Raw genomic sequence first — 26,654 nt, 5'->3', positions numbered from 1 at the left:
CGTGGGGGTGGCGGGCACGGGGCTGTGACGGCGGGTGGCCCGCGCTGGTTCCCGGCGACGGCGCGGTGCGAGGATGACGGGCATGCCCGACTCCCGCGAGCTCGACCTCGTCCTCTTCGGCGCCACCGGCTTCACCGGGGGCCTCACCGCCGAGTACCTCGCCCGCACCGCGCCCACCGGGCTGCGCTGGGCCCTGGTGGGTCGCAGCCGCGACAAGCTCGAGCGCGTGCGCGCCCGCCTGGTCAGGATCGACCCCGCCCTCGCCGACCTGCCGCTCCTCGAGGCCGACGCCACCGACGCCGCGGGCCTGGCCGACCTGGCGGCACGCACGAAGGTCGTCGTCACCACCGTCGGGCCCTACCTCCAGCACGGCGAGCCGCTGGTGCGCGCCTGCGCCGAGGCCGGCACCGACTACGTCGACCTGACCGGCGAGCCGGAGTTCGTCGACCGCATGTACGTCGCCCACCACGCCACGGCTGCCCGCACCGGTGCCCGGATCGTGCACGCCTGCGGCTTCGACTCGATCCCGCACGACCTCGGTGCGCTCTACACGGTGCAGCAGCTGCGGGCCAGCGGCCCGGTGGCCATGCGGGGCGTGGTCCGCGCCAGCGGCATGGTCTCGGGCGGCACCTTCCACTCCGCCATCGGCGCCTTCGCCCGGGCCAAGCAGATGAGCGAGGCCCTCAAGGCCCGCCGCCGTGCCGAGCCGCGACCCGAGGGCCGCTCCTCGCGCGCGGTCGCCGGCAAGCCCCACCGCGACAAGGCCCTCGGTCTGTGGCTGCTGCCGATGCCCACCATCGACCCCCAGGTCGTCGCGCGCAGCGGGGCGGCGCTGGAGGCCTACGGGCCGGAGTTCCGCTACTCCCACTTCGCCGGCACCAAGACGCTGCGCTACGCCGCCGGCGGTGCGCTCGGCGTCTCCGCGATCGGCCTGGCCGCCCAGGTGCGCCCGCTGCGCAACGCGCTCCTCGGCCGGATCAAGCAGGGCGAGGGCCCCGACGAGAGCCGCCGTGCGCGGTCGTGGTTCACCGTCGACTTCGTCGCGGAGAGCGAGGGACGCTCGATCCACACCCGCGTGTCCGGCGGCGACCCGGGCTACTCCGAGACCGCGAAGATGCTCGCCGAGTCGGCGCTGTGCCTGGTGCTCGACGAGCTGCACGCCACCGCCGGCTGCGTCACCACGGCCCAGGCGATGGGTGACGCGCTCGTCGCGCGGCTGGTCGCCGCCGGCCTCACCTTCGAGGTCGTGGCCTGAGTCCCGCCTCGGCGGGTGGGTCGGCGCCTAGGCCCACAGCGACCCGGGTCGGCCCCCGTCGAGGGTGACCACGCCGCCGTTGACGATCGCGGCGTGGGGCGAGCAGAGGAACGTCACCGCCGTCGCCACCTCGTCGGCGGTGATCGCACGCCCCAGGGCGTTGTCGGCGGCCTTGACCAGGTAGTGGCCGTCGTCGGCGTTGCGCTCGGTGACGGTGAGGCCGGGGTGCACGCACACGGCGCTGACGCCCTGCGGCCCGAGCTCGTCGGCGAGGTTCTTGGTGAGCGCCACGACCGCGATGTTGCGCACGGAGCCGGTGATCGAGCCGGTCTTGCGGGCGTTCATGCCGGAGACGTTGACGATCCGCCCGCCCCCGTCGAGCAGGTACGCCGCCGCCGCGCGCACGACGCGGGCGTAGCCCAGCGCCTTGGTGTCCATCTCCACCAGGAACTCCGCGTCGTCGAGGCCGGCCAGCCCCGGGGTGCGCCCGCCGCTCGCCCGCGGAGCGGCGGCGTTGACCACCACGTCCAGGCCGCCGAGCTCGCCCGCGGCGCGCTCCACCGCGGCCCGCACGGCGGCGTCGTCGGTGGTGTCGGCCTGCACCGTCACCGCCCCCTCGAGCGACGCCGCGGCCCGCTGCAGCGCCTCGCCGTCGCGGGCCAGCAGCGCCACCCGCGCCCCCTCCGCGCTGAGGCGACGCGCCGTCGCCAGGCCGATGCCGCGGTTGCCGCCGGTGACGAGCGCGCGGGCGCCCGAGAGTCCCAGGTCCATGTGCCCGAGCCTAGGTCGCCGCTGCCAGCGCGGCGCCGTGGCCGGACGGCCGGTCGTGTGGACCGCCGACCGCGCCAGCCGTGGGTGCCCCAGGCAAGAGTCGAACTTGCGACCTTTCGCTTAGGAGGCGGCTGCTCTATCCACTGAGCTACTGGGGCGGGTGCGTCGTGCGCGCCGACATCCTGCCACGTCGCCGACCTCCCTCCACGCGCAGACCGCGATGTGCGGCACGTCCGGCGCGGCGGTTGGGCGCGCGAGGTGATTTGGGTGTAACGCGGCTGTCGCCCCACACTAGGTCGACCCGTCTACCGTGGGTCCGCATCCCCGACTCCCGAGGTGACAGTGCCCGACCAGACCGAGCGCGGCTCGACCGGCCAGCCCGACGTGGCGACTCCCGACACCGCCGTGACCCGCACCGGGAAGCGACGCGCTCGACGACGCCGCTCCCACACGGTCCTCAAGGTCGTGCTCACCACGGTGCTCGTGCTCGGCATGGTGTCGGGGCTCTCGGTGACCTACCTCTACCGCCACCTCAGCGGCAACCTCACGGTGCTCGACATCGACGACCAGATCGTGGGCGAGCGCCCCGACAAGGTCGAGGTGGCCGGACCCCAGGAGCCGCTCAACATCCTCGTCATGGGCTCCGACAGCCGCGACGGGGAGGGCAACAACATCGACGGGCTCACCGGCGGCGGCGAGCGCTCCGACACCACGATCTTCCTGCACCTCTCGGCCGACCGCGAGCGCGCCTACGGCGTGAGCATCCCGCGCGACTCGATGGTCGACCGCGCCAGCTGCAGGACCGGCGACGGCGAGACCATCCCGGCGGCGTCCTACCAGATGTGGAACACCGCCTTCGAGCTCGCCGGGCCCGCCTGCACGGTGCAGCAGTTCGAGCACCTCACCGACATCCGCCTCGACCACTTCGTCGTCGTCGACTTCGAGGGCTTCGAGGACATGGTCGACGCCGTGGGCGGCGTCGAGATGTGCATCCCCGAGACCATCGACGACCGAGCCCACGGGATCTACCTCGAGGCCGGCACCCGCGAGCTCGAGGGCCGCGAGGCGCTCAACTACGTGCGCGAGCGCTACGCCGTCTCCGGCGGCAGCGACATCGGTCGCATGAAGCGCCAGCAGGCCTTCATCGCGTCCATGGCCCACACCGTGGTCTCGGCCAACACCCTGGCCAACCCCGCGCGGCTGCTCGGCTTCCTCGAGGCCGCCACCGAGTCGCTCACCCTCGACGACGACATGGGCAGCCTGGCCAAGATCGCCAAGCTGGGCTACGAGTTCCGCGACATCGGGCTGGACAAGATCCAGTTCCTCACCATCCCCAACACCGTCGACCCCACCGACCCCAACCGGCTGGTGTGGACCGACCAGGCCAACGACGTCTGGAACGCGCTGCGCAAGGACGAGCCCCTCACCAAGGAGCTCACCAGCAGCGCCATCAGCGCCGGCAACGTGCCCGGCACGACCGGGGCCGGCGGCTCCGGGGGCAGCGGCGAAGGGGCCGGCTCCGCGGCGAAGGCCGAGGAGCTGCGCGCCGCCGGTCTGTGCGCCTGATGGCGACCGCGGGCGACGCGCCGGGTGCCCTCCCGCCGGAGACGGCGTGGCAGCGCCGCAAGCGCCTGGCCGAGATCTTCGGCGACGCGCTCCCCGAGACCACCCGCGACGAGCGGGACGCCTCGGGGGAGCGCGAGCGCCGCGACGGCGACACCTGGCTGCGCGAGCAGGTGCCGCCGCACCACGGGTCCTGACCGACGGGTCCCGGCCCGCCGGGCGGGCCGGTCCCGGCCCGGATCAGGCGCCGGGGGTCTGCTGGCCCTTGAGCGCGTCGCGGATCTCGCGCAGCAGCATCGTGTCCTCGGGCGTGCCGGGAGGGGCGCTGGGGAAGTAGCGCTCCTTGGCCTTGGTGAAGGGCGTGACGATGAAGAAGTAGACGACCGCGGCCATGATCACGAACGAGATGAGCGCGGTCAGCCACGCGCCGACGGAGACGCCGCCGGGGTTGTAGCTGGAGAAGTTCGGCGTGCCCCCGATCTTGCCGATCAGGTCCATCAGCACGTCGACGGTCGCGGTGACCACGGCGGCGAAGGCTGCGGCCATGATGAAGGCCGTGGCCAGCTCGACCAGGTTGCCGCGGAGCAGGAAGTTCTTGAATCCACCGAGCATGGGCTCTCCCTCGGGTGCGCGGGACGAGCCGGTCCCGCCCCGGGCGGCACGTTAGCGGGCCCACGCCCAGGTGAGGAAGGTGCGCACGGCCGCGTCGGCCAGACCCGCGACCAGCACGTCGGGTGCGGCGACCACCACCACGCGACCGGTCGTCCCCAGCCCCGCGCCTCCCTGGCCGCCGGTGCCGGTCGACGCCGCGTCGCCCGGCAGCGCGACCACCTGCACGCCCGGCGCCACCACCCGGGGCTCGGCGCCCTGCGGGTCGGTGGCGATGAGGTCGATCCGGTCGCCCACGCGCAGCAGGCCGGCCATCTCGGCGTCGGGCAGCCGCACCGGCACCGCGGTGAGGCCCTCGGGGGCGAGGGCGGGCCCGACCAGGCGCACGTCGGTCACGGCCTCGCCGCGGCGCAGCGGCGCCGCCAGCACCCGCCCCACCGGGTCGGGCGCCAGGCCGGCCGGCTGCGTGCCCGGCACCTGCTCGACGCGCACCAGGTCGGCGGCGGTGAGCTCGGTGCCGGCCGGCAGGTCGTGCGCCGCCACGAGCAGCGGGCGGGTCGGCGCCGCCGGGGCGGTCGCGGCCCGGAGGCCGGCGACCACCGCGATCGCGGTCAGCAGCGCGGCGAGCACCCGGCGCCGGGCGAGCACGGCGCGCCGGACGGCGCGCAACGGCTCCCGCCACCGGCGACGCGACCGGGCGTGGGGCCCGTCGGCAGCCGTCGTGCGTGGCCGGTCGGCGACGGACGCGGGGAAGGAGCGCATGGCCCGACGCTAGGCCGGATCGCCGGGCCGTGCGGCGGCCTCTCCACAGGCGCGGTGCCCGGCCGGGTCGGCCCGGGTCAGCTCGAGCTGGCGGCCGGCTTCGCGGAGGAGGACGAGGAGGTCGACGGCGTGGAGGACGAGCCCGACGAGGACGAGCCGGAGTCCGACCCCTTCGACGAGCCCGACCCGCCCGAGGCGGCCGGCGCGGCGGGCGTGGTCGAGGACGACCCGGCGTCGGAGGAGGTCGTGGTGGAGCGGCTGTCGTTGCGGTAGAAGCCGGAGCCCTTGAAGACGACGCCCACGGCGTTGAACACCTTGCGCAGGCGCCCGTGGCACTGGGGGCACTCGGTGAGCGAGGCGTCGGAGAAGCTCTGGAACTGCTCGAAGGCGTGCCCGCACTCGGTGCAGGCGTACTGGTAGGTCGGCACGGTTCTCCCCGGTCGGACTCGACGGCTTCCGGGGGAGGGATTGGCACTCCGACCCGGCGACTGCCAATGCTACGCCAAGGCACAATGAGGTCCACCATGACCGACCCCGCCGCCCCGTCCTCGCCCGATCCGACCCAGGTCGGCCCGGCCTCGTGGCCGCGGCGCACCCGCCGGGCCTGGGCCTCCGGCTGGGTCGTCTTCCGCGGCCTGCCCCGCTCGCTGCGTGTCTCGACGTACGTCGTGGTGGGTCTCGTGCTGGTGCTGCTCGCGGGCCTGGTGACGGCCACGGTGGTGGTGCGCCGGCCCTTCCCGCAGACCACGGGCGAGGCCAGCCTGCCGGGCCTGGAGGGCGAGGTGGAGGTCGTGCGCGACGACCACGGCGTGCCCCAGCTCTACGGCGACTCGGTGGAGGACCTCGTGCGCGCCCAGGGCTACGTGCAGGCCCAGGAGCGCTTCTACGAGATGGACGTGCGCCGTCACGCCACCGCCGGCCGGCTGGCCGAGCTCTTCGGCGAGGCCGCCCTGGAGAGCGACCTGGTGGTGCGCACGATGGGCTGGCGCCGGGTGGCCGAGGAGGAGCTCGGCCTGCTCGAGCCCGAGACCCGCGCCGCGCTGGAGGCCTACAGCGAGGGCGTCAACGCCTACCTCGACCAGCACGACCCCTCCGAGATCGCGATCGAGTACACCCTGCTCGACCTCAGCGGCCTCGACTACCGCCCCGCCGACTGGACGCCGGTCGACTCCCTCGCCTGGCTCAAGGCCATGGCGTGGGACCTGCGCGGCAACATGTCCGACGAGATCGACCGGGTGCTCACCGCCGCCGACGTCGGCCCGGAGCGCGCGGCCGAGCTCTGGCCGCCCTACCCGTACGACGAGCACGCGCCGATCGTCGACCAGGGGGCGGTGGTGGACGACGTCTTCGAGCAGGACGCCGAGCGGGGCGGCTCCCGCAACCCGGTCCGCCCGCCGTGGCGCGCCGACCAGGTCGCGGCCCTGCGCGCGGTCGGTCGCGGTCTGGAGGACCTGCCGGCGTGGCTGGGGCGCGGCGACGGCGTCGGCAGCAACTCCTGGGTCGTCGACGGCGAGCACTCCACGACCGGCGCGCCGATCCTGGCCAACGACCCCCATCTCGGGGTCGGGCTGCCCGGGGTCTGGATGCAGATGGGCCTGCACTGCCGCACGGTGTCGCCCGCCTGCGCCCTCGACGTCGCCGGCTTCACCTTCTCCGGGGTGCCGGGGGTGGTGATCGGCCACAACGCCGACATCGCCTGGGGCTTCACCAACCTCGGCCCCGACGTCACCGACCTCTACCTCGAGCGCGTCGACGGCGACAGCTGGATCCAGGACGGCGAGCGCCGCCCGCTGCGCACCCGCACCGAGACCGTGGAGGTGCGCGACGGCGACGACGTCACCCTCGAGGTGCGCGCCACCGCCCACGGGCCGATCCTCTCCGACGTCTCCGAGGCGATCGGCCGGGTCGCCGACGCCGAGGCGGCCGACCCGCCCGGGGGAGCGGTGCGCGAGGGCGAGGAGCTCGCGGTGTCGCTGCAGTGGACCGCGCTGCGCCCGGCCCCGACCGCCGACGCGATCCTCCAGCTGAACCTGGCCACCGACTGGGACTCCTTCCGGGCCGCGGCCTCCTCCTTCGCCGTGCCGGCGCAGAACCTCGTCTACGCCGACCGCGAGGGCCACATCGGCTACCAGGCGCCGGGGCGGATCCCGATCCGCAAGTCGGGCAACGACGGGCGGCTGCCCGCCGCGGGCTGGCGCTCGGAGAACGACTGGACCGGTGACTACCTGCCCTTCAGCTCGCTGCCCCACGTGCTCGACCCCGAGGACGGCTTCGTCGTCACCGCCAACCAGGCCGTGGTCGCGCAGGACTTCCCCTCCTTCTTCACCGACGACTGGGACCGCGGCTACCGCTCCCAGCGCATCCGCGACGTGCTGGAGGACCGCTTCGCCGACGGCGGCACGGTGTCGGTGGGCGACATGACCGACCTGCAGCTCGACACCGCCAGCGCGCTGGGGCCGGTGCTCACGCCGTACCTGCTCCAGCAGCGGATGCCCGGCGGCTACTACACCGGCGGGCAGCGCCAGCTGCGCGACTGGGACTTCACCCAGCCCGCCGAGGGTCCGCAGAGCGCGGCGGCGGCCTACTTCAACGTCGTGTGGCGCACGGTGCTGCAGCAGACCTTCGACGACGAGCTCTCACCCGAGGTGCGCCCCGACGGCGGCCAGCGCTGGTGGGCCGTCATGGAGCGGCTGCTGCGCGAGCCCCGGGACCCGTGGTGGGACGACGTCACCACCGAGGACGTGGTCGAGACCCGCGACGACGTGCTGCGCCAGTCGATGCTCGACGCCCGCGACGAGCTGACGCGCCTCGACGCCCACGACGCCGACGACTGGGAGTGGGGCCACCTGCACCGCCTCGAGCTGCGCGAGCAGACCCTCGGCGACTCCGGCATCGCGCCCGTGGAGTGGCTGGTCAACCGCGGCGGGTGGAAGGCCGGCGGCGGCGGCTCCGCGGTCGACGCCACGGCGTGGGACGCGGCCGAGGGCTACACCGTGACCGCGGCCCCCTCGATGCGGATGGTGGTGTCGCTGGCCGACCTCGACGACTCGCGGTGGATCAACCTCACCGGCGTCAGCGGCCACCCCTTCCACCCCCACTACACCGACCAGACCGACCTGTGGGCGCGCGGCGAGACCCTGGCCTGGGCCTTCAGCCCCGACGCCGTGCGCGCCGCCGCCGACGACACGATGACGCTGGCGCCCGCCGAGGAGTAGACCCGAGGAGCAGGCCGCGTGTCAGGCCGCGGGTCAGCGCAGTCGCACCACGCCGGCGGGGCTGACGGCGGCGGTGACCGGGAGGTCGTGGGCGTCGACGGGCACGTCGAGGCCGACCTCCTCGTCGTGCAGCAGCACGCAGGTGAAGGTGCCGACCGGCACCCGCGCGAGCGCCCGGTCGTAGGAGCCGCCCCCGCGGCCGAGCCGCTCCCCGCGCGGTGAGACGGCCAGGCCCGGCACGAGCACCACGTCGGCGGTCGCGACGGACTCGGGGCCCAGCCTCCGGCCGACGGGCTCCAGCAGGCCCCGGCCGGCGCGGGCGAGCGAGCCCGGCCCGGCGTACGCCGCCCAGTCGAGGTCGTCGTCGGGGAGCAGCACGGGCAGCAGCACGCGGCGCCCCGAGGCCTCGAGGGCGTCGAGCAGGGGAGCGGTGCCGGGCTCGTCCCCGACCGCGACGTAGGCCGCGACCGTCGCCGCGCGGCGCACCTCGGGCGCGGCCAGCAGGTGGGCCGCCACGGCCGCCGCGACCTCCGCCCGCTCGCTCAGCGGGCGCCGACGACGGGCGGTGACGAGCCGGTCGCGCAGGGCGGTCTTGGCCGCGGATCGGGCGGGAGGTTGCGAGGCGGCCACCCCGGAAGCCTACGATCGACATCATGGGTTCACCTGGCTTGCACATGGCGCGCGACAAGATGGCCGCCGCGGGGGTCGACGAGGTCGCGATCGACACGTTCTCCCACTACTACCGCCTCCTCGAGCACGGCGAGACCGGGATGATCCCGGAGTCGACCATCGAGCCGGTCGACATGGAGTCGCTGGCCGACGTCGAGGTCTCCGACGAGGTCGCCGCGCAGGCCATCCGCACCACCGCGGTGATCAAGCTCAACGGCGGCCTCGGCACCTCGATGGGCATGGACCGCGCCAAGTCGCTGCTGTGCGTGCGCCGCGGGCTGTCCTTCCTCGACATCATCGCCCGCCAGGTGCTGCACCTGCGCAGGCAGTACGACGCCAACCTGCCGCTGATCTTCATGAACTCCTTCCGCACCTCGGGCGACACCATGGCCGCCCTCGCGCGCTACGACGACCTGCCGGTCGCCGGTCTGCCGCTGGAGTTCCTGCAGAACAAGGAGCCCAAGCTGCGGCTCAAGGACCTCGCCCCGGTCGAGTACCCCAAGGACCCCGACCTGGAGTGGTGTCCGCCCGGGCACGGTGACCTCTACACCGCGCTGCGGGGCACGGGCCTGCTCGACGAGCTGATCGCGGCGGGCTACGAGCGCGTCTTCGTCTCCAACTCCGACAACCTCGGCGCCGTGCCCGACGCCCGGGTCGCCGGCTGGTTCGCCGCGAGCGGCGCGCCCTTCGCCATCGAGGCCGTGCGCCGCACCCCCTCGGACCGCAAGGGCGGCCACTTCGCGCGCCGTCGCTCCGACGGCCGGATCGTGCTGCGCGAGACCGCGCAGACCCTCGACGCCGACAAGGACGCCCTGGCCGACCTCGACCGGCACCGGTTCTGCTCGACCAACAACCTGTGGTTCGACCTGGCCGCGATGAAGGCGGCCCTCGACCAGCGCGACGGCATCCTCGGCCTGCCCATGATCCGCAACGTCAAGAACGTCGACCCCGGCGACAGGTCCACCACCGAGGTCGTGCAGATCGAGACCGCGATGGGTGCCGCGATCGAGGTCTTCGAGGGCTCCACGCTCATCGAGGTCGGGCGCGACCGCTTCGTGCCGGTCAAGACGACCAACGACCTGCTGGTGCTGCGCTCCGACGTCTACGACCTGGGGCGCGACTTCGTGCTCGACCAGACCGCCGACGAGGTGCCCTTCGTCGACCTCGACGGCGACTTCTACAAGCTGGTCGGCGAGTTCGACAAGCGCTTCCCCGAGGGCGCGCCCTCGATGAAGGGCGCCTCCTCGCTGCGCGTCGAGGGCGACTTCACCTTCGGCAAGGGCGTGCAGGTCGTCGGCGACGTCGCGCTCTCGGCGCGCTCGGCCCAGCGCCTGCCCGGCGGCGAGGTCCTCACCGGCGAGGCCTCCACGGCCGGCGCCACCGACGGTCGTGCCCGTGGCTGACGCCCCGATCACCGTCGAGCAGCACCTCGCGCGGGTGCTCGAGGCGATCACCCCGCTCGGCCACGTGCAGCAGCCGCTGATGGAGACCCTCGGCCTCGCGGCAGCCGAGTCGGTCACCGCCGGCATCGCGCTGCCCTCCTTCGACAACTCCGCCATGGACGGCTACGCCGTGCGCCACGCCGACGTCGCCGACGCCGGCGAGGAGTCGCCCGTCGAGCTGCCCGTGGTCGGCGAGATCGGCGCCGGCAACGCCCAGCTGCTGACGCTGCCCCCCGGCACGGCGGCCAAGATCATGACCGGCGCGCCGGTGCCCAGCGGCGCCGACTGCGTCGTGCCCTACGAGTGGACCGACCACGGGGTCGCGCGCGTGCGCATCGAGCGCTCGCCCTCGCCGGGCCAGCACGTGCGGGTGGCCGGCGACGACGTCTCGGTGGGCGACCTGCTCATCGAGGAGGGCACCGTCCTGGGCCCGCGCCACCTCGGGCTGCTCGCCTCGGTGGGCCGCGCCAGCGTCGCCTCCCGGCCCCGCCCGCGGGTGGTCATCCTCTCCACCGGCACCGAGCTGCGCGAGCCCGGGCAGCCGCTGGGCCACGACTCGATCTACGACGGCAACTCCTACCTCCTGGCCGCCGCCGCGCGTCGCGCCGGGGCGCTGGCCTACCGCGTCGGGATCGTGCCCGACCAGCCGCGCGCCTTCCTCGACGCGCTGGCCGACCAGCTCGTGCGCGCCGACGTCGTGGTGACCTCGGGCGGGGTCTCGATGGGCGACTTCGACGTGGTCAAGGAGGCGCTGCGGCCGCTGGGCACGGTGTGGTTCGGCCCCGTGGCGATGCAGCCGGGCAAGCCCCAGGGCTTCGGCACCGTGGGCGACGACGCCACGCCGATCTTCTGCCTGCCGGGCAACCCGGTGTCTTCCTACATCTCCTTCGAGATGTTCGTGCTGCCGGCGCTGCGCAAGATGATGGGCATCACCCCCCACTCCCGCCCCCTGGTGCAGGCCCGCCTGACCCACGCCATCACCTCGCCGCCGGGTCGGCGCCAGTTCCTGCGCGGGGAGTACGACGCCGCCTCGGGGCAGGCCACCGTCACCCCGGTCGGCGGGTCGGGCTCGCACCTGGTCGGCGACCTCGCGGCCTCCGACGCGCTCATCGTGGTGCCCGAGGACACGCTGTCGATCGGCGCCGGCGAGCCGGTGCAGGTCATCCGGCTCGACGAGGAGTTCTGATGGGCGAGCGCCCGGGCGGGCTCACCCACGTCGACGAGACCGGCGCCGCGCGCATGGTCGACGTCTCGGCCAAGGCCGTCACCGCCCGCACGGCCTCGGCCTCCGGGCGGGTGCTCGTCTCGCCCGAGGTGGTCGGCCTGCTGCGCGGGGAGGGCGTGCCGAAGGGCGACGCGCTGGCCGTGGCCCGCATCGCCGGCATCATGGGCGCCAAGCAGACCCCCGCCCTGATCCCCCTGTGCCACCCACTCGCGGTCTCCGGCGTCACCGTCGACCTCGCCGTGGCCGACGACGCCGTGGAGATCCTCGCGACCGTGCGCACCACTGACCGCACCGGTGTGGAGATGGAGGCGCTCACCGCGGTCTCGGTCGCCGCGCTCACGGTCGTCGACATGGTCAAGGCAGTCGACAAGGGCGCGGTGATCACCGACGTGCGCGTCGAGACCAAGACCGGCGGGAAGTCGGGGGACTGGGCGCGATGACCCCCGAGCCGACGACACCGGCCGCGCCCGCCCACGGCCTCCCCGCCGCGGTGGTCGTGGCCTCCAACCGCGCCTCCGCCGGTGTGTACGCCGACACCACGGGACCGCTCATCGTCGAGGCCCTCCTCGGGCTGGGCTTCGAGGTCGGCGAGCCGGCGGTCGTGCCCGACGGGGAGCCGGTCGCCGCGGCGATCCGCGCCGCGGTCGAGGCGGGGGCACGCGTGGTCCTCACCACCGGCGGCACCGGTCTCACCCCCACCGACCGCACCCCGGAGGCCACCCGCAGCGTGGTCGAGCGCGAGGTGCCGGGCATCGCCGAGGCCATCCGTGCGCACGGCGTCGCCCAGGGCGTGCCGACGGCGATGCTGTCGCGCGGGATCGCCGGCGTCGTCGGCACCACCCTGGTCGTCAACCTCCCCGGCTCGCGCGGCGGCGTCAAGGACGGCCTGGCGGTGCTGACGCCCGTGCTGGTGCACGCGGCCGAGCAGGTCGTGGGGAGCGACCATTGAGCCGTGACCAGCGCCCCCCGCGGTCGGCCTGGCCGGTGGCCCTGCGCCACGAGGAGGTCACCGTGCGTCCGCTGCGCCGCGGCGACGCCGACGCCTGGCGCGCGACGAGGCGTCGCAACGCCGCCTGGCTGATGCCGTGGGACGCCACGGTGCCGCCGGGCGGCGACGACCGGCCCACGACCTTCCGGGCGCTGGTGCGCCGGTTGCACCGCCAGGCCCGCCACGACACGACGTACCCCTTCGTCGTCGAGGTGGACGGCCGCTTCGTGGGCCAGGTGACCGTCAACAACGTGGTGCGGGGCTCCGCGCTCTTCGCCTCGGTGGGCTACTGGCTCGACCGCGACGCCGCGGGACGCGGCATCATGCCGCGCGCGGTGGCGATGGTCATCGACCACTGCTTCACCGGGCTGGGCCTGCACCGCATCGAGGTCGCGATCCGCCCGGAGAACTCCAACTCCCTGCGCGTGGTCGAGAAGCTGGGGCTCACCGAGGTCGGCTACGCCCCGCGCTACCTCCACATCGACGGCGCCTGGCGCGACCACCGGCTCTACGCCGTCACCGCGGAGGACTGCCCCGACGGGCTACTGCGCCGGGTGGTCTGAGCCCGCTCCCGGCAGCTGATCTGCGACACACGGGTTGACATCCGAGAGCCCCTGAGGCAGTGAACCTAGGCTGCGGGGGTGGACCTGAGCGCATTCATCTTCCTCGCCCTCGCCGTGGCGTGGGCCGTCTACCTGGTCCCGAAGGCCCTGCGCCACCACGACGAGGTGACGCGGAGCCGCTCGGTGGAGCGCTTCTCCCAGAGCATGCGGGTGCTGGCCCGGCGCGAGCCGGTCGACCGGCGCGACGCACGCCTGGTGGTGCAGCCCGGCCGGGCGCCCTCGGGCCCCGTGGTGACCACCAAGGGCGGTGCCGCGGCCGGCCCCGCCGGCGAGGCCGTGCGCCTGGAGTCCACGGTGTCCGTCTCCTCCCCGGCACCCGCGCCCCCGACCGACGCGACGGTCGACGCCGCCGGGGCTCCGACCCGTACGCCGTCGCCGGTGGCCCGTCGCGCGGCCGCGCGCAGCGCCGCGCGCCGCCGTCGCAACGTGCTGGCCGTCCTGCTGCTGGCCCTCGTCGTGGTCGGCGTGCTCGCCGCGACCGCGGTGGTCTCCTGGTGGTCGCTCACCGCCCCCGGCGCCCTGCTGGTGGCCTGGCTGGTGGCCTGCCGGCTGATGGTGCGCCAGGAGCGCGGTCTGGGCCGCGCCCGCCGCGCGCCCGCCACCCCGGCCGGCACCGCTGCCGCCGGGACCGGCGGGACCGGCGCGACCGAGGACGCCCCCCACGCCGCCGTCACCTTCGTCTCCGAGGTCGTGCTCGACGTGGCCCTGGCCGCCGGGCCCCTCGAGGCGCCCGCGCCCGAGCCGCGCGAGGAGTTCGAGCTGCCCGGCGAGGTGACCGAGGAGATCAGCGCCGTGCAGGCCGACCCCACCCCGGACGCCGCCCTGTGGGACCCCGTGCCGGTCACGCTGCCCACCTACGTCTCCAAGCCCGCCGCGGCCCGCCGCACGGTGCGCACCATCGACCTCGACGACACCGGCGTGTGGACCTCCGGGCGCTCCGAGGCCGACTCGGCGCTGGCCCGCGAGGCCGACGACCAGGCCCGCGCGGCCAAGGCCGCCCGCGAGGAGGGGTCCTCGCGCCGCACGGGCTCCTGACGGGCATCGGATTCGTGACGGCGCCGCGACGGTGCTAACGTTTCCCACCGCATCGCCCGCCGCTCGTCGGCGGTGACGCACCCGGGGCTGTGGCGCAGTTGGTAGCGCGTCTCGTTCGCAATGAGAAGGCCAGGGGTTCGAATCCCCTCAGCTCCACCGATCGACGCAAGGCCCGCAGCCCTCAGGCTGCGGGCCTTCGTCGTGCCAGGCGCAGGGCGTCGGCGATCGCGGGCCAGGCCAGCGCCCCGAGCCGCTGCGGCGCGCCCGCGTCGCCGCCGACCTGGTAGGGCCGGCGCAGGTCGGGCGCGTCCTCGCCGGGCAGCACCACGGGGTGACCGGCGGCGGGATCGACCAGCACCGTGGTCGTGAGTCCGGCCGCGGCGCGGCGCGCGGCGATCCGCCGGGCCTGTCCCTCGCTGTCCCACACCCGGTCGTCGCCGCCGGCCACGAGCACCACGTCGCCGCCGATCCGCTCCACCGGGAGGGTGGCCGCGGCCACCACTCCGAGCGCGGCCCGCGCGCGACTGCGCTCGTAGACCTCCACGAAGGCCGGGTCGGGCGGCGGGGTCCAGGTGCGGTCGAGCGGCACGAACGGCACCGGCTCGCCGCGACGGGTCCACTTCGGGAGCGGCGGGTCGTCGTCGGCCTCCCGGGCGCCCTCCCAGGCCACGTCGGTGGGCGCCAGTGCCACCACGGCGTCGATGCGCTCGTCGTGGCAGGCCAGCAGCAGCGCGGCCTCCGCGCCGTACGACGTGCCGAGTGCGGCCACCCGCTCGCACGAGGTAGCCAGCCGGTCGAGGGCGCCGGCGAAGGTCTCCAGCGGCACCTCGCACGGCTGGGCCGGCTGGCCCTGCCCGCCGAACCACCGCAGCGCCACCGCGGTGGCGCCGTGGGCGGCGGGGAGGTCGGCGCGTCCTGTGTCGAGGCGGCCGCTGGAGCCGGCCAGCACCAGCACGCCGGTGCCGCGGTCGGCCGCGGGCACGGGAGCGGACCAGTGGACGTCGGGGGTGGGCCTCACGCCCTCAGCGTCGCACGATCCTCACGCTGACCAGCTCGTGGCCGTCAGGGGCCTCGGCGTCGAGCAGGGCCAGGAAGTCGGCGGTGGAGCGGGGGTCGGGGCCCTCCACGTGGCGCTCGACCTCCTCACCCCACGCGTTGCGCGGTCGGTAGGTGCAGGTGAGCTTCATCGTGCGACCGTACGCGTCTCGCCGTGCCGCCGTGGCCCGCCGCCACCGGCGTGACGCTGCCGTGACGGAGGGCTGACGCGTGGGTGCCGCCCCGCGCCCGGCCCTGCCCCCGCCCGGAGCCCGCCGAGTCCCTCGAGGAGGTGACCTCCGCGGCGCGGCGGCGGGACCTTCGGCCCTCAGCGCCCCCGCGGCCCGCCGCTGGCCGGGCTCGCCCGGCACCGCGACCACCTGAGCGCGAGGGGGCCGGTTCAGGGCGCCGGCACCGGCACGACGGCGACGGCTCCGAGGGCGTGCTCGACCACGATGGGGGCCACCGAGCCGTAGAGCAGGTCCTCCAGCGGTCCGTCGACCTGGTGGCCGACGACCACCAGGTCGGCGTCGCGTGAGGCCTCGACGAGGTTGTGGTCGGCGAAGCCCCGGCCCAGCCTGACCTCCACGTCGACCTCGGGGAACTTCTCGGCCATCCCGGCCAGCGACTCGGCCACCAGGGCCTGCTCGTCGGCGAGCTCGGGGGCGGGCAGCCCGCGCTGGACCGCCAGGGCCTCGGTGGCGTCGAAGTAGGAGTGCTGCACGATCAGGGGGCGCCCGCGGAAGGACGCCATCCGGAAGGCGAACTCGACGGCCGGGAGGGAGCGCGCGGTGCCGTCGACACCGACCAGCACGCCGGTCCTCGGGCGCTGCGGGTGGTCGGGTCGGCGCACCACCACCGGGCAGGAGGCGTGCTTGGAGACCGAGACGCTCACCGAGCCGAGGAGCAGGCTGCGCAGCGGGCCGCGGCCGCGGGAGCCGAGGACGACCATCGCGGCCTGGCGCGAGAGCCCGAGCAGCACGCCACGCGGGTCGGCGCTCGACATCACGCGGTGCACGACCACGCCGGGCGCCCGCTCGTGGGCGGTGGCCTCGGCGGCGGCCAGCAGCGCGGCCCCGCCCTCGCGCACCTGGTCGAGCAGCAGGCCGTAGTCGATCGCCGTGGTGGCGTACATGCCGGACGCCGGCACCTGCACGGGCTCGAGCACGTGCACCACGGTCAGCGGGCGCTGCTCGAGGTCGGCCTGGTCGCAGGCCCACACCAGCGCCTGGGCCGCGGTCTCCGACCCGTCGACGCCCACGACGATGCTGCCCGGCGGCACGTGGGCGGTCTCGCCGGCGCTCGCGGCGGGCAGGGTCTGGTCGTCGGGGCGAGGGGAGAGGTCCATGCCCCCAGCCTCGACGCACCGTGCGCCGCGGGGCAGGGGCGGACGTCCTGACGTCGGGGGTCGTGCGTCCCGGCCCCGCCGCGAGTCGAACCCGAGTAACTCACGTGTGTCACTATGGTTTGGTACGCCATCCGACCCGACCCGACGCGCGCAGGAGCAGCCATGACCAGCACCCTCGACCGCCCCGAGGCCGCCCACGGCGGCGACCGGCTCGACGTCCACCGGCTCGACGTCCACCAGCTCGGCGCCCGTATCGGGGCGCGCGTCGACGGCGTGCGCCTCGGGGGCGACCTCGACGCGGCGACGGTCGCGGCCGTGCGCGGGGCCCTCCTGCGTCACAAGGTCGTCTTCTTCCGCGGCCAGGACCACCTCGACGACGCCGCGCACCAGGCCTTCGCCGAGACCATGGGCCCCCTCACGACCGCCCACCCGACCGTCAACACCGGCAGCGCCCGGGTCTTCACGGTCACTGCCGACAAGGGCATGGCCGCCAACGCCTGGCACACCGACGTGACCTTCGTCGACCGGGTGCCCGCGATCAGCGTCCTGCGCGCCGTGGAGCTCCCGCCCTTCGGGGGCAACACGGTGTGGGCCAACACGGTGGCCGCCTACGACGCGCTGCCCGCCTCGCTGCGCGCCCTGGTCGACGACCTCTGGGCCGTCCACACCAACTCCTACGACTACGCCCAGCACGAGGAGGACTCCGAGGAGCCCGACGCGCGCTACACCCGCGCCGACTTCACCTCCCAGCTCTTCGAGACCGAGCACCCCGTGGTGCGCGTGCACCCCGAGACGGGGGAGCGCTCGCTGGTGCTGGGCCACTTCGTCAAGGCCTTCAGCGGCCTCAACTCCGCGGAGTCCGTGGCGGTCTTCACCCTGCTCCAGAACAGGATCACCCGGCTGGAGAACACGATCCGCTGGACCTGGCAGCCCGGTGACGTGGCCATGTGGGACAACCGCGCCACCCAGCACTACGCCGTGGCCGACTTCGGCACGGCCTACCGCGAGATGCGCCGCATCACCGTGGCCGGTGACGTGCCGGTGAGCATCGACGGGCGTCGCAGCCGGGTGCTGCGCGGCGACGCGCAGGCCTACTCGCGCATCGACGAGCTGATCAGCTGATGCCGCTGCTCGACCTCGTCGACCCCGCGACCGGCGGCGTGCGCTCGAGCCTGGCGACCAGCGACACCGCTGCGGTGACCCGCGCGGTCGACGCCGCCGCCGCGGCCTTCCCCGACTGGTCGCGCAGCACGCCGGGGGCGCGTGCCGACGCGCTCCTCGCCCTCGCCGGCCTCGTGGAGGAGCACGCCGAGGAGCTGGCGCTGCTGGACTCCGAGGACGTCGGCAAGCCGGTCCACCACGCCCGCGAGGAGCTGCCCGGGGTGGTCGACAACCTGCGCTTCCTCGCCGGCGCGTCCCGGGTGCCGAGCGCCGGCTCCGCCGGGGAGTACGCCGCCGGTCGCACCTCCACGCTGCGCCGCGAGCCGCTCGGTGTGGTCGCCCTCGTCACGCCGTGGAACTACCCGCTGCTCGAGGCCGTCTGGAAGGTCGCCCCGGCGCTGGCCGCCGGCAACACCGCGGTGGTCAAGCCCTCCGAGCTGACCCCGCGCTCGACGCTGCGACTGGTCGAGCTGGCCTCCCGCGTGCTGCCCGCGGGGGTGCTCGGGGTGGTGCTCGGCGGGGCAGAGGTGGGCCAGGCCCTCGTGCGCGACCCGCGGGTGCGTCTGGTCTCGCTGACCGGTGACAGCGCCACCGGCAGCGCGGTCGCGGCGACCGCGGCCGAGTCGCTGACCCGGGTGCACCTCGAGCTGGGCGGCAAGGCGCCCGTCGTGGTCTGCGACGACGCCGACCTCGACGACGCCGTCGCCACCCTGGTGCCGGCCGGCTTCCTCAACGCCGGCCAGGACTGCACCGCGGCGTGCCGGGTGCTGGTGGCCGACTCCGTCCACGACGCCTTCCTGGCGGCGTACGTCGAGGCCGTGCGCGACCTGCGCGTCGGCGACCCCGCCGACGAGGACACCCGGCTGGGCCCGCTGGTCAGCCGGCGCCAGCTCGACCGCGTGGCCGGCTTCGTCGACCGCGCGGTCGCGGGCGGGGCCCGGGTCGAGGTGGGCGGGCGCCGGCTCGAGCGTCCCGGCTGGTTCTACGCGCCCACCGTGCTGACCGGGGTGGGGCAGCGCGACGAGGTGGTGCAGCGCGAGGTCTTCGGCCCGGTGGTGACGGTGCAGCGGGCTCCCGACGACGAGGCCCTGCTGGCCCTGGCCAACGACGTCGAGCAGGGGCTCGCGGCCAGCGTCTGGACCGCGAGCCTGGCCCGGGCCGACCGCTTCACCCGAGGCCTCGACTTCGGCACGGTGTGGGTCAACGACCACCTGACGACGGTCTCGGAGATGCCGTTCGGCGGGTTCGGTGCGTCGGGCTACGGCGCGGAGCTGTCGACCCGCTCGATCGACGACTACTCCCGCTTCAAGCACGTGATGACGCGCGTGCCGCGCTGAGCGGCGCGCGCCCGGGCCGACCGGTGCCGACCCGGGCGGGGAGGCTCAGGAGACGGCGCGGAAGGGGTCGTGCTCGGCCAGCAGCTTGTCGACGCGGGCCTGGTCGAGACGGGTGGTGACCGCGCTGTTCTCCTGGTTGTCGCGCACGACCTTGGCCAGGGTGAAGGAGGAGGAGACCAGGAAGAGCGTGGTCATCGCGAGGAAGGCCCGCACCCACGGGTCGACCGGCAGGTAGAGCACGGCGATCGCGAGGCCGAGCAGGGCGGCGCCGAAGGAGATCGCGGCCTGGGCGAAGAAGGCCGTGGTGTTCTGGGTGCTGCGGGGGTTCGGCGAGCTCATGGTGGTCCTCCTGGTCGGGGCCGGGGTGGCCGGTGTGCCCACCAGCCTGGCGGCGCCCGCCGCGCCGCGCCTGAGCCCGAGTGCTCAACCGGCCCGGGTGCGGCTACCATGGTCGCGGCGCCTCCGGGTGCCCCGGCGCCCGTGGCGCCAGGGGCGGCCCGCAGCCGCCAGGCGGTCACCACCCGGTGACCGCGGCTCCACGCCGAGACCGGCAGCAGCCCCTCGGCGTCCCGAACCCCCGTGGTCGGGTCGGGGCCGAGACACGCGATGGACACGTGACGCAGCGGCCGCCCGGCCCGTGCGTCCGAGACGGTCGCCGCGCCGCCGGCGCGGGCCGCCACCCCGCGACGGGGTCGTGCACGCCGGGCGCTCCAGAGGAGGAGTACGTGGCTCGACGAGACCAGCGCCGCTCAGGCGGGTCCCGCACCGCGACGCGCCAACGGCGCGTGCGCGACATCGACAACGAGGGCATCATCCCGGTGCTGGCGCGTGCCGTGCGCGAGGTCGAGAACGGCGTGGCCCGCGGGTCGGTCGCCTCCTCGCTGCGCACCAAGTTCCAGGTCGTCGCGATCCTGGTGCGCGAGGAGCGGGCCCGCGTCAAGGCCGACGAGGAGGTCACCGAGGCCCAGCGCGCCGAGCAGCTCAAGCGCCTCGACGGCGTCGCCACCATCCTGGCCAAGACCGCGGCGCGCGACACCTCCCTGCTGCAGCTGCTCGCCGAGGACGCGCGGCTCTCGGAGTCGGCCGCGCTGCTCAAGCGCGAGATGCTCGAGGCCGCCGGCATCGAGCAGCGCGTCGTGGCCGACCGCGAGGAGACCCCGGTGACCGGCCTGGCCGAGAAGCGGATCGTGCCGCAGTCGGTCATCGCCCGGAAGCTGGCCAACCCCTTCCTGGTGCCCGACTTCGCCAACGCCGAGCCCACCGAGCCGCGCCCGCGGCGCCTGGCCGGCTGGGAGCTCATCGGCCCCCTGCTGCGCTCCTTCGAGTACGCCGGCGGCCACTCCGCGTGCATGCCGCTGCCCGACACCGCCTCCGTCGCGGCGCCGGGCCGCCTGGAGCTGATGCACCACCAGGCGCAGGTCGTGCAGGCCGCCGCCGACGGCCACCGCACCTTCCTGCTGGCCGACGAGCCGGGCCTGGGCAAGACCGCCCAGGCGCTGCTGGCCGCGCAGGCGGCGGGGGCCTACCCGCTGCTCGTCGTGGTGCCCAACGTGGTGAAGACCAACTGGGCCCGCGAGGCCGAGCGCTGGACGCCGCACCGCGCGGTCACGGTGGTCCACGGCAACGGCGACACCGTCGACGGCTTCGCCGACATCGTGGTGGTCAACTACGAGATCCTCGACCGCCACGTCGGCTGGCTGGGCGACCTCGGCTTCCGCGGCATGGTGGTCGACGAGGCTCACTTCATCAAGAACAAGACCTCCCAGCGCTCCCAGCACGTGCTCCAGCTCTCCGAGCGGATCCGCGCCCGCATCGCCCGGCCGCTGCTGATGGCGCTCACCGGCACGCCGCTGATCAACGACATCGAGGACTTCCGCGCCATCTGGCAGTTCCTCGGCTGGACCGACGACAAGACCCCGCGCGCCCGGCTGATGGAGAAGCTGGAGGAGACCGGGATGACCCCGGCCGACCCGGCGTTCTACCCCGCGGCCCGCGCGGCCGTGGTCGACATGGGCATCGTGCGGCGCCGCAAGGTCGACGTGGCCTCCGACATCCCCGCACGACGCGTCGCCGACCTGCCCGTCGAGCTCGACGACGAGATCGGCCGCTCCATCCGCGAGGCCGAGCGCGAGCTGGCCCGCCGCATGGTCGCGCGCTACGACACCGCGCTGGCCACCCGCACCTCGGGCCGCACCGTGGCCGGCATCGACCACGAGCTGGTGCGCCGGGTCGCGACGTGGGAGCGCGAGGACACCACGACCACGAAGACCGACGAGAACGTGTTCTCGATGATGCGGCGCATCGGCCAGGCCAAGGCCGGCCTCGCGGCCGACTACGCCGCGCAGCTGGCGCGCAACGTCGGCAAGGTCGTCTTCTTCGCCAAGCACCTCGACGTCATGGACGTCGCGGAGGAGACCTTCGCCAAGCGGGGCATCAGCTACGCCTCGATCCGCGGCGACCAGACCCCGCGCGTGCGGCAGAAGAACATCGACGCCTTCGTGGAGGACCCCGACGTCCAGATCGTCGTCTGCTCGCTGATGGCGGCCGGCGTGGGGCTCAACCTGCAGGTGGCCTCCAACCTGGTGCTCGCCGAGCTGTCGTGGACCGACGCGGAGCAGACCCAGGCCATCGACCGGATCCACCGCATCGGCCAGGCCGAGCCGGTGACGGCGTGGCGGATCATCGCGGCGCAGACCATCGACACCAAGGTCGCCGAGCTCATCGACAGCAAGGCCGGCCTGGCCGCCCGGGCGCTCGACGGCTCCGACGACGAGGTGTCCAGCTCGGTCGACGTGCAGCTGGAGGCGCTGGTCGCGCTGCTGACCGAGGCGCTCCAGGCGCGCGGCTGAGAGCCGTCCCGGGGCCCGGCCCCGGGGCGGCTCAGCGAGCGGTCGCGGGGCTGCCGGTGCCGAAGACCAGCTCGGGGCCGGTCGGCAGCTGGAACTCCGCGCTGACCGGTCGGCACCGCGGTGCCCTGACGTCGCAGGCGACGACCACGGTGCGCCCGCTGGGCCCGGCCGAGGAGCCGTCGGCGCTCGCCGCGCCGTAGTAGGTGTCCTGGTCGATCCAGCCGCCGAGCTGGAACCACCGCTCGCCCGGGTCGAAGCGCACCGGCACCCCCGAGGCGGCGTCGTAGGCCCGGGGCGGGGTCGCGGCGCCCAGGGGGTGGAGCAGGTCGCCGGCCGGCGACAGCAGGGCGCGGGCGTCGGGCCGCTCACCGTCGCGGGCCAGCCTCAGGTGGCCCGCCGTCGTCCGCACGACGTCGACCTCGGAGCCCAGGGAGCGGTCCACCCGCAGGTCGTCGGGGGCCGGCCCGCCCGGCCCGCCGTCGAGCGGCAGCCGGGTGACGCCCTCGACCAGGGGGTCGGCGACGTAGGCGGCGTCCTCGTCGAACCCGACGAACGTCGGGGGCTGCGCGGCGTAGAGCGCGGCGACGTCGACCGTGGGCCGCGCGGGACGGGTCCGCAGCACCTCTTTGCCGGTGGTCACGTCGAGCACGACGGCGACCGCCGCCGCGACGCCGGCCGCGTCGGTGGGCCCGTGCACCCGGTCGAGCAGGCCCAGGTGCCGCCCGTCGGTGGACAGGGCCAGCCGGTCGGTGTCCACCTCCGCGACCGCCACGGGGTCGGCGCCGTCGGTGAACCACAGCGTGCCGCGGGCCAGGTAGTAGACGCCGGCGGTCGTCACGACGAACGCCTCGGGCGCGGGGCGCACGTCGAGCACGACGTCACCCACGTGCAGCGACCGCCCGACGGCCCACGCCGGCGCGGCGACGTCGTAGGTCGGGGCTCCGACCGGCACCGTCAGGTCGCCGGCCCCGCCCTCCTCACCCGCCGGTGCGCACCCGGCGAGCGCCGCGCAGAGCGCGAGCAGGAGGGCTGCCACCCGGGTGCGCGTGCGTCGCGAGAGCATCCGCCCACCGCCGTTCCTCGGCCCGTGCGGGGGCTCCGAGCAGCTCCCGCGTCGACGCCTCCCTTCCTACCCGGCGCCCCGCCCGCGGACCCGCGGATCCCAGCGGGCGGCCATCACGATCCGGTCTCGATCCGCGGCGCCGGACCGGTGGGGTCGACAGGAACGCTGCCACCGATCTGCCGGATCGATGTGGGAAACAGCCCGCCGCGGTTGATAATCGACGCCATGACCTCGCCGTCGACGATCCCCGGAGCCCCTCGGCGTCGCTCGTCGGTGCCCAAGCGCGCGGCCCAGGCCGTGATCGCCGGGGTCCTCGCGCTCGGGCTCGTGCTCGCCACGACCGGGGCCAGCGGCGAGCACCCCGGTGAGCAGGTCACCTCGGTGCTCGCGGGACAGCCGGTGCGCCTCAACCTGCCGCCCACCGACGAGCCCAAGGGTGTGGCCGTCTTCTTCCACGGCCAGGGCGGCAACGTCAACGACAAGATGGACGGTCCGTGGCTCGACGCGCTGCGGCGCGACGGCTGGGTGGTCGCCTCGTCCCTCTTCCACCGGGAGGCCTGGGGCAACCCCGCCTCCACCGAGGACACCGAGCGCCTCATCGCGTGGGCCGAGGAGCAGGGCGGCGCGGAGGTCAAGCTCTTCATCGGCACCTCGATGGGCGCCACCACCTCGCTCAACGCCGTCGTGCACGGCATCGAGTCGCCGCCGTGCTGGTACGGCGTGAAGGCCGCCGTCGACATGCGCACGATGGGCAACGTGCCGGGCGCCGACGGCTTCATCCGCGCCGCCTACGACGGCGAGCCGTGGCCCTTCGTCCGCAACCCCGTGGACAACGCCTCGCGCTTCCCCGCCGACGTGCGCTACCGCTTCGTCGCCTCGCCCGTCGACCCCTACGTGCCCTTCGAGGACAACACCGAGGTCATGGCGGGGCGGCTGCGCGAGGCCGGCGCCGAGGTCACGGTGCGGCCGGTGCAGGGCCCCCACGACGACCCGTCGCACTACAGCGCCTTCGACCTGGTGCGCTTCGCGAACTCCTGCGCCTGAGCAGGCCCAGCGACACCCCCAGCGGGCGGGCCAGCTGCTCGGCGTACTGCGTGGTGACGTGCCCGCCGTCGCGGTAGGGCACCGTCGAGCCGACCACGGCGGGGCAGTCGTCGCCCGCGCAGAACCACTGCCGCGTGCGCACCGAAGCGACACCGACGGCGTCCGCCGCCCGCACCTGTGCGGCGGCCGCGGCGCGGTGGTCGGGCCGCTCGTGGGTCAGGCAGGCCCGCAGCGACCGCGGGCGCGAGGACAGGCACGGCCCCGGGTCGTCGGCCAGGATCGGCACGTCGGCCAGCAGCACCGTCCGCCCCGCCGCGGCGTCGAGTCGCTCCAGCAGGGCGGTCGTGCCGCGGCGCACCGCGCGGGCGGTCTCCTCGGGGTCGTCGACCACCTCGCCGTCGACGAGCACGCCCCTGCTGGTGCCCGGTGAGCTCGAGACGACCACGAGGTCGGGCTGGAGCCGCTCGACCTGCTCCAGCGCCCAGCGCTTGAAGTCGTCGCAGGCGGTGAAGGGCTCCGTGGTGCCGCCGCGCAGCGAGGTCACCAGCCACGGCACGCACTGGGGCTTGGCCAGGTAGTAGGCGCGGTAGCCGGCCTGCTCCGCGATCGGCTCGAGCGCCGGGATCCAGTGGCGGGCGTGGGAGTCGCCCAGCAGCACCACGGTGCGCTCGGCGTCCTGGTCGCCGCGGGGACACAGCTCGCGGTTGGTGTCGTCGCGGTAGTCGCAGCCGGCGAGGTCGGCGGTGGAGTCGAGCAGGCGGGTCAGCGGGGGGCTGAGGCGACGCGGCACGGCACGCCCCTCACGGCTGGCCCGCGCCGAGGCGCGCACCAGGGCGGTGGCCGGGTCGTCGGTGCCGAGCTCGCGCCGCCAGTCGTCGGGCAGCGTGATCGCCGCGCCGCGGCCGACCTCGCCCTGCGTGCGCTGCACGTAGGCGCCGGCGGCCACCGCCGAGGACACGACGAGGGCCAGCGTGGTGGGGTAGAGCACCAGCCCGCGCCACGGCAGCGCGAGGCCGCGGGCGCGGCGTACGGGGTCCTCGACGAGGCGCGTGGTGAGCGCGGCCAGCAGCAGGGTCAGCCCGGCCAGGGCGATCTTCTCGCCGAGCGTGAGCGCCCGGTCGACGTGCACGGAGGGGATGACGACGAGCGGCCAGTGCCACAGGTAGATCGAGTACGACCAGCCGCCGAGCAGCTGCAGCGCACGCAGCGACAGCGCCCGGTCGACCAGGGAGCGCGTGGCCGTCGCGCCGGCGAGCAGCACCGCGAGGGTGCCGAGCACGGGCACCAGCGCGGCGGTGCCGGGGAAGGGGGTGGCCGGCGTCAGCCGCAGGCAGGCCCAGCCGACGGCGGCCAGCCCGGCCAGCGCCAGCGGCTCGACGACCGCGCGGGGCAGGGTGCGCCTCGCGGGCCAGGCGGCGACGGCCACCGCACCGAGCGCCCCCAGAGCCAGCTCCCAGGCGCGGGCCAGGCTCGAGAAGTACGCCGCCGTCGGGGTCTCGCCCGTGCGGTGCGCCGACCAGGCCAGGCTGGCGGCGGCCACGACCACCAGCACACCGGCCAGCGCTCCCAGCGGCACCGGCTGGGCGGGCGGGGCGGTCTGGTCGGGCCCGGCGGCCCGGTCGGAGGCCCGGGCCCGGTGGCGGCTCCGGGCCAGGAGCACGACGGCGAGCAGCAGCAGCGGCCACACGACGTAGAACTGCTCCTCGACCGCCAGCGACCAGTAGTGCTGGACCGGCGAGGGGGAGAGGTCCTGCGCGAAGTAGTCGGTGCCGCGCTCGGCGAAGCGGACGTTGGCCGCGAAGGCCGCGGCCCACACGACGTCGACGAACGCCTCGGGGGCGCGCAGCGGGCCCAGCCACAGCGCCGAGGCGACCGCGCTGGCCACCAGGACCAGCGAGGCCGCCGGCAGGATCCGTCGGGCGCGGCGGGCGTAGAAGTCGGTGAGCGAGAGGCCGCCCGTGCGGGCGACCTCGCGCAGCATCAGCTGGGTGATGAGGAAGCCCGAGACGACGAAGAACACGTCGACGCCGACGAACCCCCCGGTGAGGGGGCCGAGGCCGAGGTGGCCCAGGACGACGGTGACGACCGCGACGGCACGCAGTCCCTGGATGTCGGTGCGCAGGTGCGTTGCGCGCGCGGGGGACGGGCTCACTGGCCACCACGCTAACCACCGCGCGCGCTCGGCGAGCCGGGTGGGGGACCCTCGGCGCGGCGGCGCCCGGGTCAGGCGGCGCGCAGCAGTCCGGGGCCGAAGACGAAGCGGGCGACCTCGATCCGCAGGGCCACGCGGGCGGGGTTCTCCCGCGGCTGGCGGTAGCGCGCGGCGTACCGCTCCTCGGCCCGGGCGACCTGCTCCCGGTCGTCGACCACCTCGGCGGTGCCCTCCACGGTCGACCACCGCGCGCCGTCGACCTGGCAGGCGGCCACCAGCCGGGAGCCCGCCGGGTCGGCGAGGTTGAGCGCCTTGCGGCTGGTCGCCGAGGTGATCACCCACGCGCAGGCGCGCTCCGGGTCGAGCGCGACCCCCACCGGCACGACGTGCGGGCGCCCGTCGGGCCGCAGGGTGGTCAGCGTGCACAGGTGGCGCTCGGTCCAGAAGGCCAGCAGCGGCTCGGGCAGGCTGTCCCAGCCGGGGGTGAAGGCGCTCATGACGGGCAGCC

At 75.1% G+C, this 26,654-nt stretch carries 26 protein-coding genes and 2 tRNA genes; 15 read left to right on the top strand and 13 right to left on the bottom strand.

The annotated features are described in order from the left end of the window. The first annotated feature begins 82 nt into the window (after window positions 1–82). Window positions 83–1,255: a saccharopine dehydrogenase family protein gene (locus LPA27_RS01025; RefSeq protein WP_228941177.1), complete on the top strand. Its 1,173-nt coding sequence runs from the start codon at window positions 83–85 to the stop codon at window positions 1,253–1,255. A 27-nt stretch (window positions 1,256–1,282) separates the two neighbouring features. Here LPA27_RS01025 and LPA27_RS01020 read toward each other — a convergent pair whose 3' ends face one another. Both LPA27_RS01020 and LPA27_RS01015 read right to left on the bottom strand, forming a co-directional pair. Further along, window positions 1,283–2,026, bottom strand: coding sequence for an SDR family NAD(P)-dependent oxidoreductase (locus LPA27_RS01020; RefSeq protein ID WP_228941176.1), 744 nt, complete (start codon window positions 2,024–2,026; stop codon window positions 1,283–1,285). An 85-nt stretch (window positions 2,027–2,111) separates the two neighbouring features. Continuing rightward, a tRNA-Arg gene (locus LPA27_RS01015) sits at window positions 2,112–2,184 on the bottom strand. A gap of 178 nt (window positions 2,185–2,362) precedes the next feature. Here LPA27_RS01015 and LPA27_RS01010 point away from each other — a divergent pair. Further along, window positions 2,363–3,592: an LCP family protein gene (locus tag LPA27_RS01010; protein WP_228941175.1), complete on the top strand. Its 1,230-nt coding sequence runs from the start codon at window positions 2,363–2,365 to the stop codon at window positions 3,590–3,592. Beyond that, entirely contained in the window at window positions 3,592–3,786 is a 195-nt protein-coding gene (locus tag LPA27_RS01005) for a hypothetical protein (RefSeq protein WP_228941174.1), read from the top strand. Before LPA27_RS01010 ends, LPA27_RS01005 begins: the two co-directional genes overlap by 1 nt. 43 nt (window positions 3,787–3,829) lie before the next feature. Here the strand turns inward: LPA27_RS01005 and LPA27_RS01000 are convergent, their stop codons facing one another. The 3 genes from LPA27_RS01000 to LPA27_RS00990 form a co-directional block, all read right to left on the bottom strand. Continuing rightward, a complete protein-coding gene (locus LPA27_RS01000) occupies window positions 3,830–4,201 on the bottom strand; it encodes an MscL family protein (RefSeq protein ID WP_228941173.1) in 372 nt (123 codons plus the stop codon). A gap of 51 nt (window positions 4,202–4,252) precedes the next feature. Further along, the gene (locus LPA27_RS19200; RefSeq protein ID WP_267477171.1) at window positions 4,253–4,960 is read right to left on the bottom strand and encodes an SAF domain-containing protein; all 708 of its coding nucleotides are present in this window, start codon (window positions 4,958–4,960) and stop codon (window positions 4,253–4,255) included. A 77-nt stretch (window positions 4,961–5,037) separates the two neighbouring features. Further along, window positions 5,038–5,388, bottom strand: a complete 351-nt coding sequence (locus LPA27_RS00990) for an FmdB family zinc ribbon protein (protein ID WP_228941172.1) — start codon at window positions 5,386–5,388, stop codon at window positions 5,038–5,040. A gap of 96 nt (window positions 5,389–5,484) precedes the next feature. Here LPA27_RS00990 and LPA27_RS00985 point away from each other — a divergent pair, with 96 nt between their 5' ends. Then, window positions 5,485–8,175 (top strand): penicillin acylase family protein, encoded by a 2,691-nt coding sequence (locus LPA27_RS00985; protein ID WP_082500539.1) that lies wholly within the window; start codon window positions 5,485–5,487, stop codon window positions 8,173–8,175. A gap of 33 nt (window positions 8,176–8,208) precedes the next feature. On the opposite strand, the gene LPA27_RS00980 is transcribed toward LPA27_RS00985, so the two are convergent. Next, on the bottom strand, window positions 8,209–8,805 hold the full coding sequence (locus LPA27_RS00980; protein WP_228941171.1) for a 5-formyltetrahydrofolate cyclo-ligase: 597 nt from the start codon (window positions 8,803–8,805) through the stop codon (window positions 8,209–8,211). Between the two features lie 23 nt (window positions 8,806–8,828). Here LPA27_RS00980 and LPA27_RS00975 point away from each other — a divergent pair, with 23 nt between their 5' ends. The 7 genes from LPA27_RS00975 (at window position 8,829) to LPA27_RS00945 (ending at window position 14,313) form a co-directional block, all read left to right on the top strand. Next, entirely contained in the window at window positions 8,829–10,247 is a 1,419-nt protein-coding gene (locus tag LPA27_RS00975; RefSeq protein WP_228941170.1) for a UTP--glucose-1-phosphate uridylyltransferase, read from the top strand. Further along, entirely contained in the window at window positions 10,240–11,472 is a 1,233-nt protein-coding gene (gene glp, locus LPA27_RS00970; RefSeq protein ID WP_056865806.1) for a gephyrin-like molybdotransferase Glp, read from the top strand. The genes LPA27_RS00975 and glp overlap by 8 nt, the downstream gene beginning before the upstream one ends. Next, on the top strand, window positions 11,472–11,951 hold the full coding sequence (gene moaC / locus LPA27_RS00965; RefSeq protein WP_193663813.1) for a cyclic pyranopterin monophosphate synthase MoaC: 480 nt from the start codon (window positions 11,472–11,474) through the stop codon (window positions 11,949–11,951). Before glp ends, moaC begins: the two co-directional genes overlap by 1 nt. Next, the gene (locus tag LPA27_RS00960) at window positions 11,948–12,460 is read left to right on the top strand and encodes a MogA/MoaB family molybdenum cofactor biosynthesis protein (RefSeq protein WP_228941169.1); all 513 of its coding nucleotides are present in this window, start codon (window positions 11,948–11,950) and stop codon (window positions 12,458–12,460) included. Before moaC ends, LPA27_RS00960 begins: the two co-directional genes overlap by 4 nt. Further along, entirely contained in the window at window positions 12,457–13,062 is a 606-nt protein-coding gene (locus LPA27_RS00955; RefSeq protein ID WP_227489022.1) for a GNAT family N-acetyltransferase, read from the top strand. The genes LPA27_RS00960 and LPA27_RS00955 overlap by 4 nt, the downstream gene beginning before the upstream one ends. A gap of 78 nt (window positions 13,063–13,140) precedes the next feature. Further along, on the top strand, window positions 13,141–14,157 hold the full coding sequence (locus LPA27_RS00950) for a hypothetical protein (protein ID WP_056865719.1): 1,017 nt from the start codon (window positions 13,141–13,143) through the stop codon (window positions 14,155–14,157). An 83-nt stretch (window positions 14,158–14,240) separates the two neighbouring features. Beyond that, a tRNA-Ala gene (locus LPA27_RS00945) sits at window positions 14,241–14,313 on the top strand. Window positions 14,314–14,338: 25 nt separating this feature from the next. Here LPA27_RS00945 and LPA27_RS00940 read toward each other — a convergent pair. The 3 genes from LPA27_RS00940 to LPA27_RS00930 all read right to left on the bottom strand — a co-directional run bounded on the left by LPA27_RS00940 (window position 14,339) and on the right by LPA27_RS00930 (window position 16,540). Next, on the bottom strand, window positions 14,339–15,175 hold the full coding sequence (locus tag LPA27_RS00940; RefSeq protein WP_228941168.1) for an alpha/beta fold hydrolase: 837 nt from the start codon (window positions 15,173–15,175) through the stop codon (window positions 14,339–14,341). A gap of 4 nt (window positions 15,176–15,179) precedes the next feature. After that, a complete protein-coding gene (locus LPA27_RS00935; protein ID WP_156698075.1) occupies window positions 15,180–15,344 on the bottom strand; it encodes a hypothetical protein in 165 nt (54 codons plus the stop codon). Window positions 15,345–15,592: 248 nt separating this feature from the next. Further along, the gene (locus LPA27_RS00930) at window positions 15,593–16,540 is read right to left on the bottom strand and encodes a universal stress protein (protein ID WP_228941167.1); all 948 of its coding nucleotides are present in this window, start codon (window positions 16,538–16,540) and stop codon (window positions 15,593–15,595) included. 162 nt (window positions 16,541–16,702) lie between these two features. On the opposite strand from LPA27_RS00930, the gene LPA27_RS00925 reads away from it, so the two are divergent. After that, window positions 16,703–17,662: a TauD/TfdA dioxygenase family protein gene (locus LPA27_RS00925; RefSeq protein WP_228941166.1), complete on the top strand. Its 960-nt coding sequence runs from the start codon at window positions 16,703–16,705 to the stop codon at window positions 17,660–17,662. Beyond that, window positions 17,662–19,038 (top strand): aldehyde dehydrogenase family protein, encoded by a 1,377-nt coding sequence (locus tag LPA27_RS00920; RefSeq protein WP_228941165.1) that lies wholly within the window; start codon window positions 17,662–17,664, stop codon window positions 19,036–19,038. The genes LPA27_RS00925 and LPA27_RS00920 overlap by 1 nt, the downstream gene beginning before the upstream one ends. A 45-nt stretch (window positions 19,039–19,083) precedes the next feature. Here the strand turns inward: LPA27_RS00920 and LPA27_RS00915 are convergent, their stop codons facing one another. Next, window positions 19,084–19,377 (bottom strand): YiaA/YiaB family inner membrane protein, encoded by a 294-nt coding sequence (locus LPA27_RS00915; protein WP_193663790.1) that lies wholly within the window; start codon window positions 19,375–19,377, stop codon window positions 19,084–19,086. Window positions 19,378–19,763: 386 nt separating this feature from the next. Between LPA27_RS00915 and LPA27_RS00910 the strand changes: the two genes are divergently transcribed. Further along, window positions 19,764–21,887 carry a DEAD/DEAH box helicase gene (locus tag LPA27_RS00910; protein ID WP_228941164.1) on the top strand — a complete coding sequence of 708 codons (2,124 nt, stop codon included), beginning with the start codon at window positions 19,764–19,766 and terminating at the stop codon, window positions 21,885–21,887. A 31-nt stretch (window positions 21,888–21,918) separates the two neighbouring features. Here the strand turns inward: LPA27_RS00910 and LPA27_RS00905 are convergent, their stop codons facing one another. Continuing rightward, window positions 21,919–22,923: a hypothetical protein gene (locus LPA27_RS00905; RefSeq protein WP_228941163.1), complete on the bottom strand. Its 1,005-nt coding sequence runs from the start codon at window positions 22,921–22,923 to the stop codon at window positions 21,919–21,921. Between the two features lie 252 nt (window positions 22,924–23,175). On the opposite strand from LPA27_RS00905, the gene LPA27_RS00900 reads away from it, so the two are divergent. Then, window positions 23,176–23,994, top strand: a complete 819-nt coding sequence (locus tag LPA27_RS00900) for an alpha/beta hydrolase family protein (protein ID WP_228941162.1) — start codon at window positions 23,176–23,178, stop codon at window positions 23,992–23,994. Here the strand turns inward: LPA27_RS00900 and LPA27_RS00895 are convergent. Beyond that, window positions 23,906–26,146 carry an acyltransferase family protein gene (locus LPA27_RS00895; protein WP_228941161.1) on the bottom strand — a complete coding sequence of 747 codons (2,241 nt, stop codon included), beginning with the start codon at window positions 26,144–26,146 and terminating at the stop codon, window positions 23,906–23,908. The genes LPA27_RS00900 and LPA27_RS00895 overlap by 89 nt on opposite strands. Window positions 26,147–26,217: 71 nt before the next feature. Continuing rightward, entirely contained in the window at window positions 26,218–26,643 is a 426-nt protein-coding gene (locus tag LPA27_RS00890; RefSeq protein ID WP_193663781.1) for a pyridoxamine 5'-phosphate oxidase family protein, read from the bottom strand. Window positions 26,644–26,654: the final 11 nt, after the last annotated feature.

This window comes from Nocardioides sp. Leaf374, from assembly GCF_916862475.1.
GTDB lineage: Bacteria > Actinomycetota > Actinomycetes > Propionibacteriales > Nocardioidaceae > Nocardioides > Nocardioides kribbensis.
Note: the sequence above shows the minus strand (reverse complement) of the source record. Positions and strands in the feature narration are given on the sequence as shown.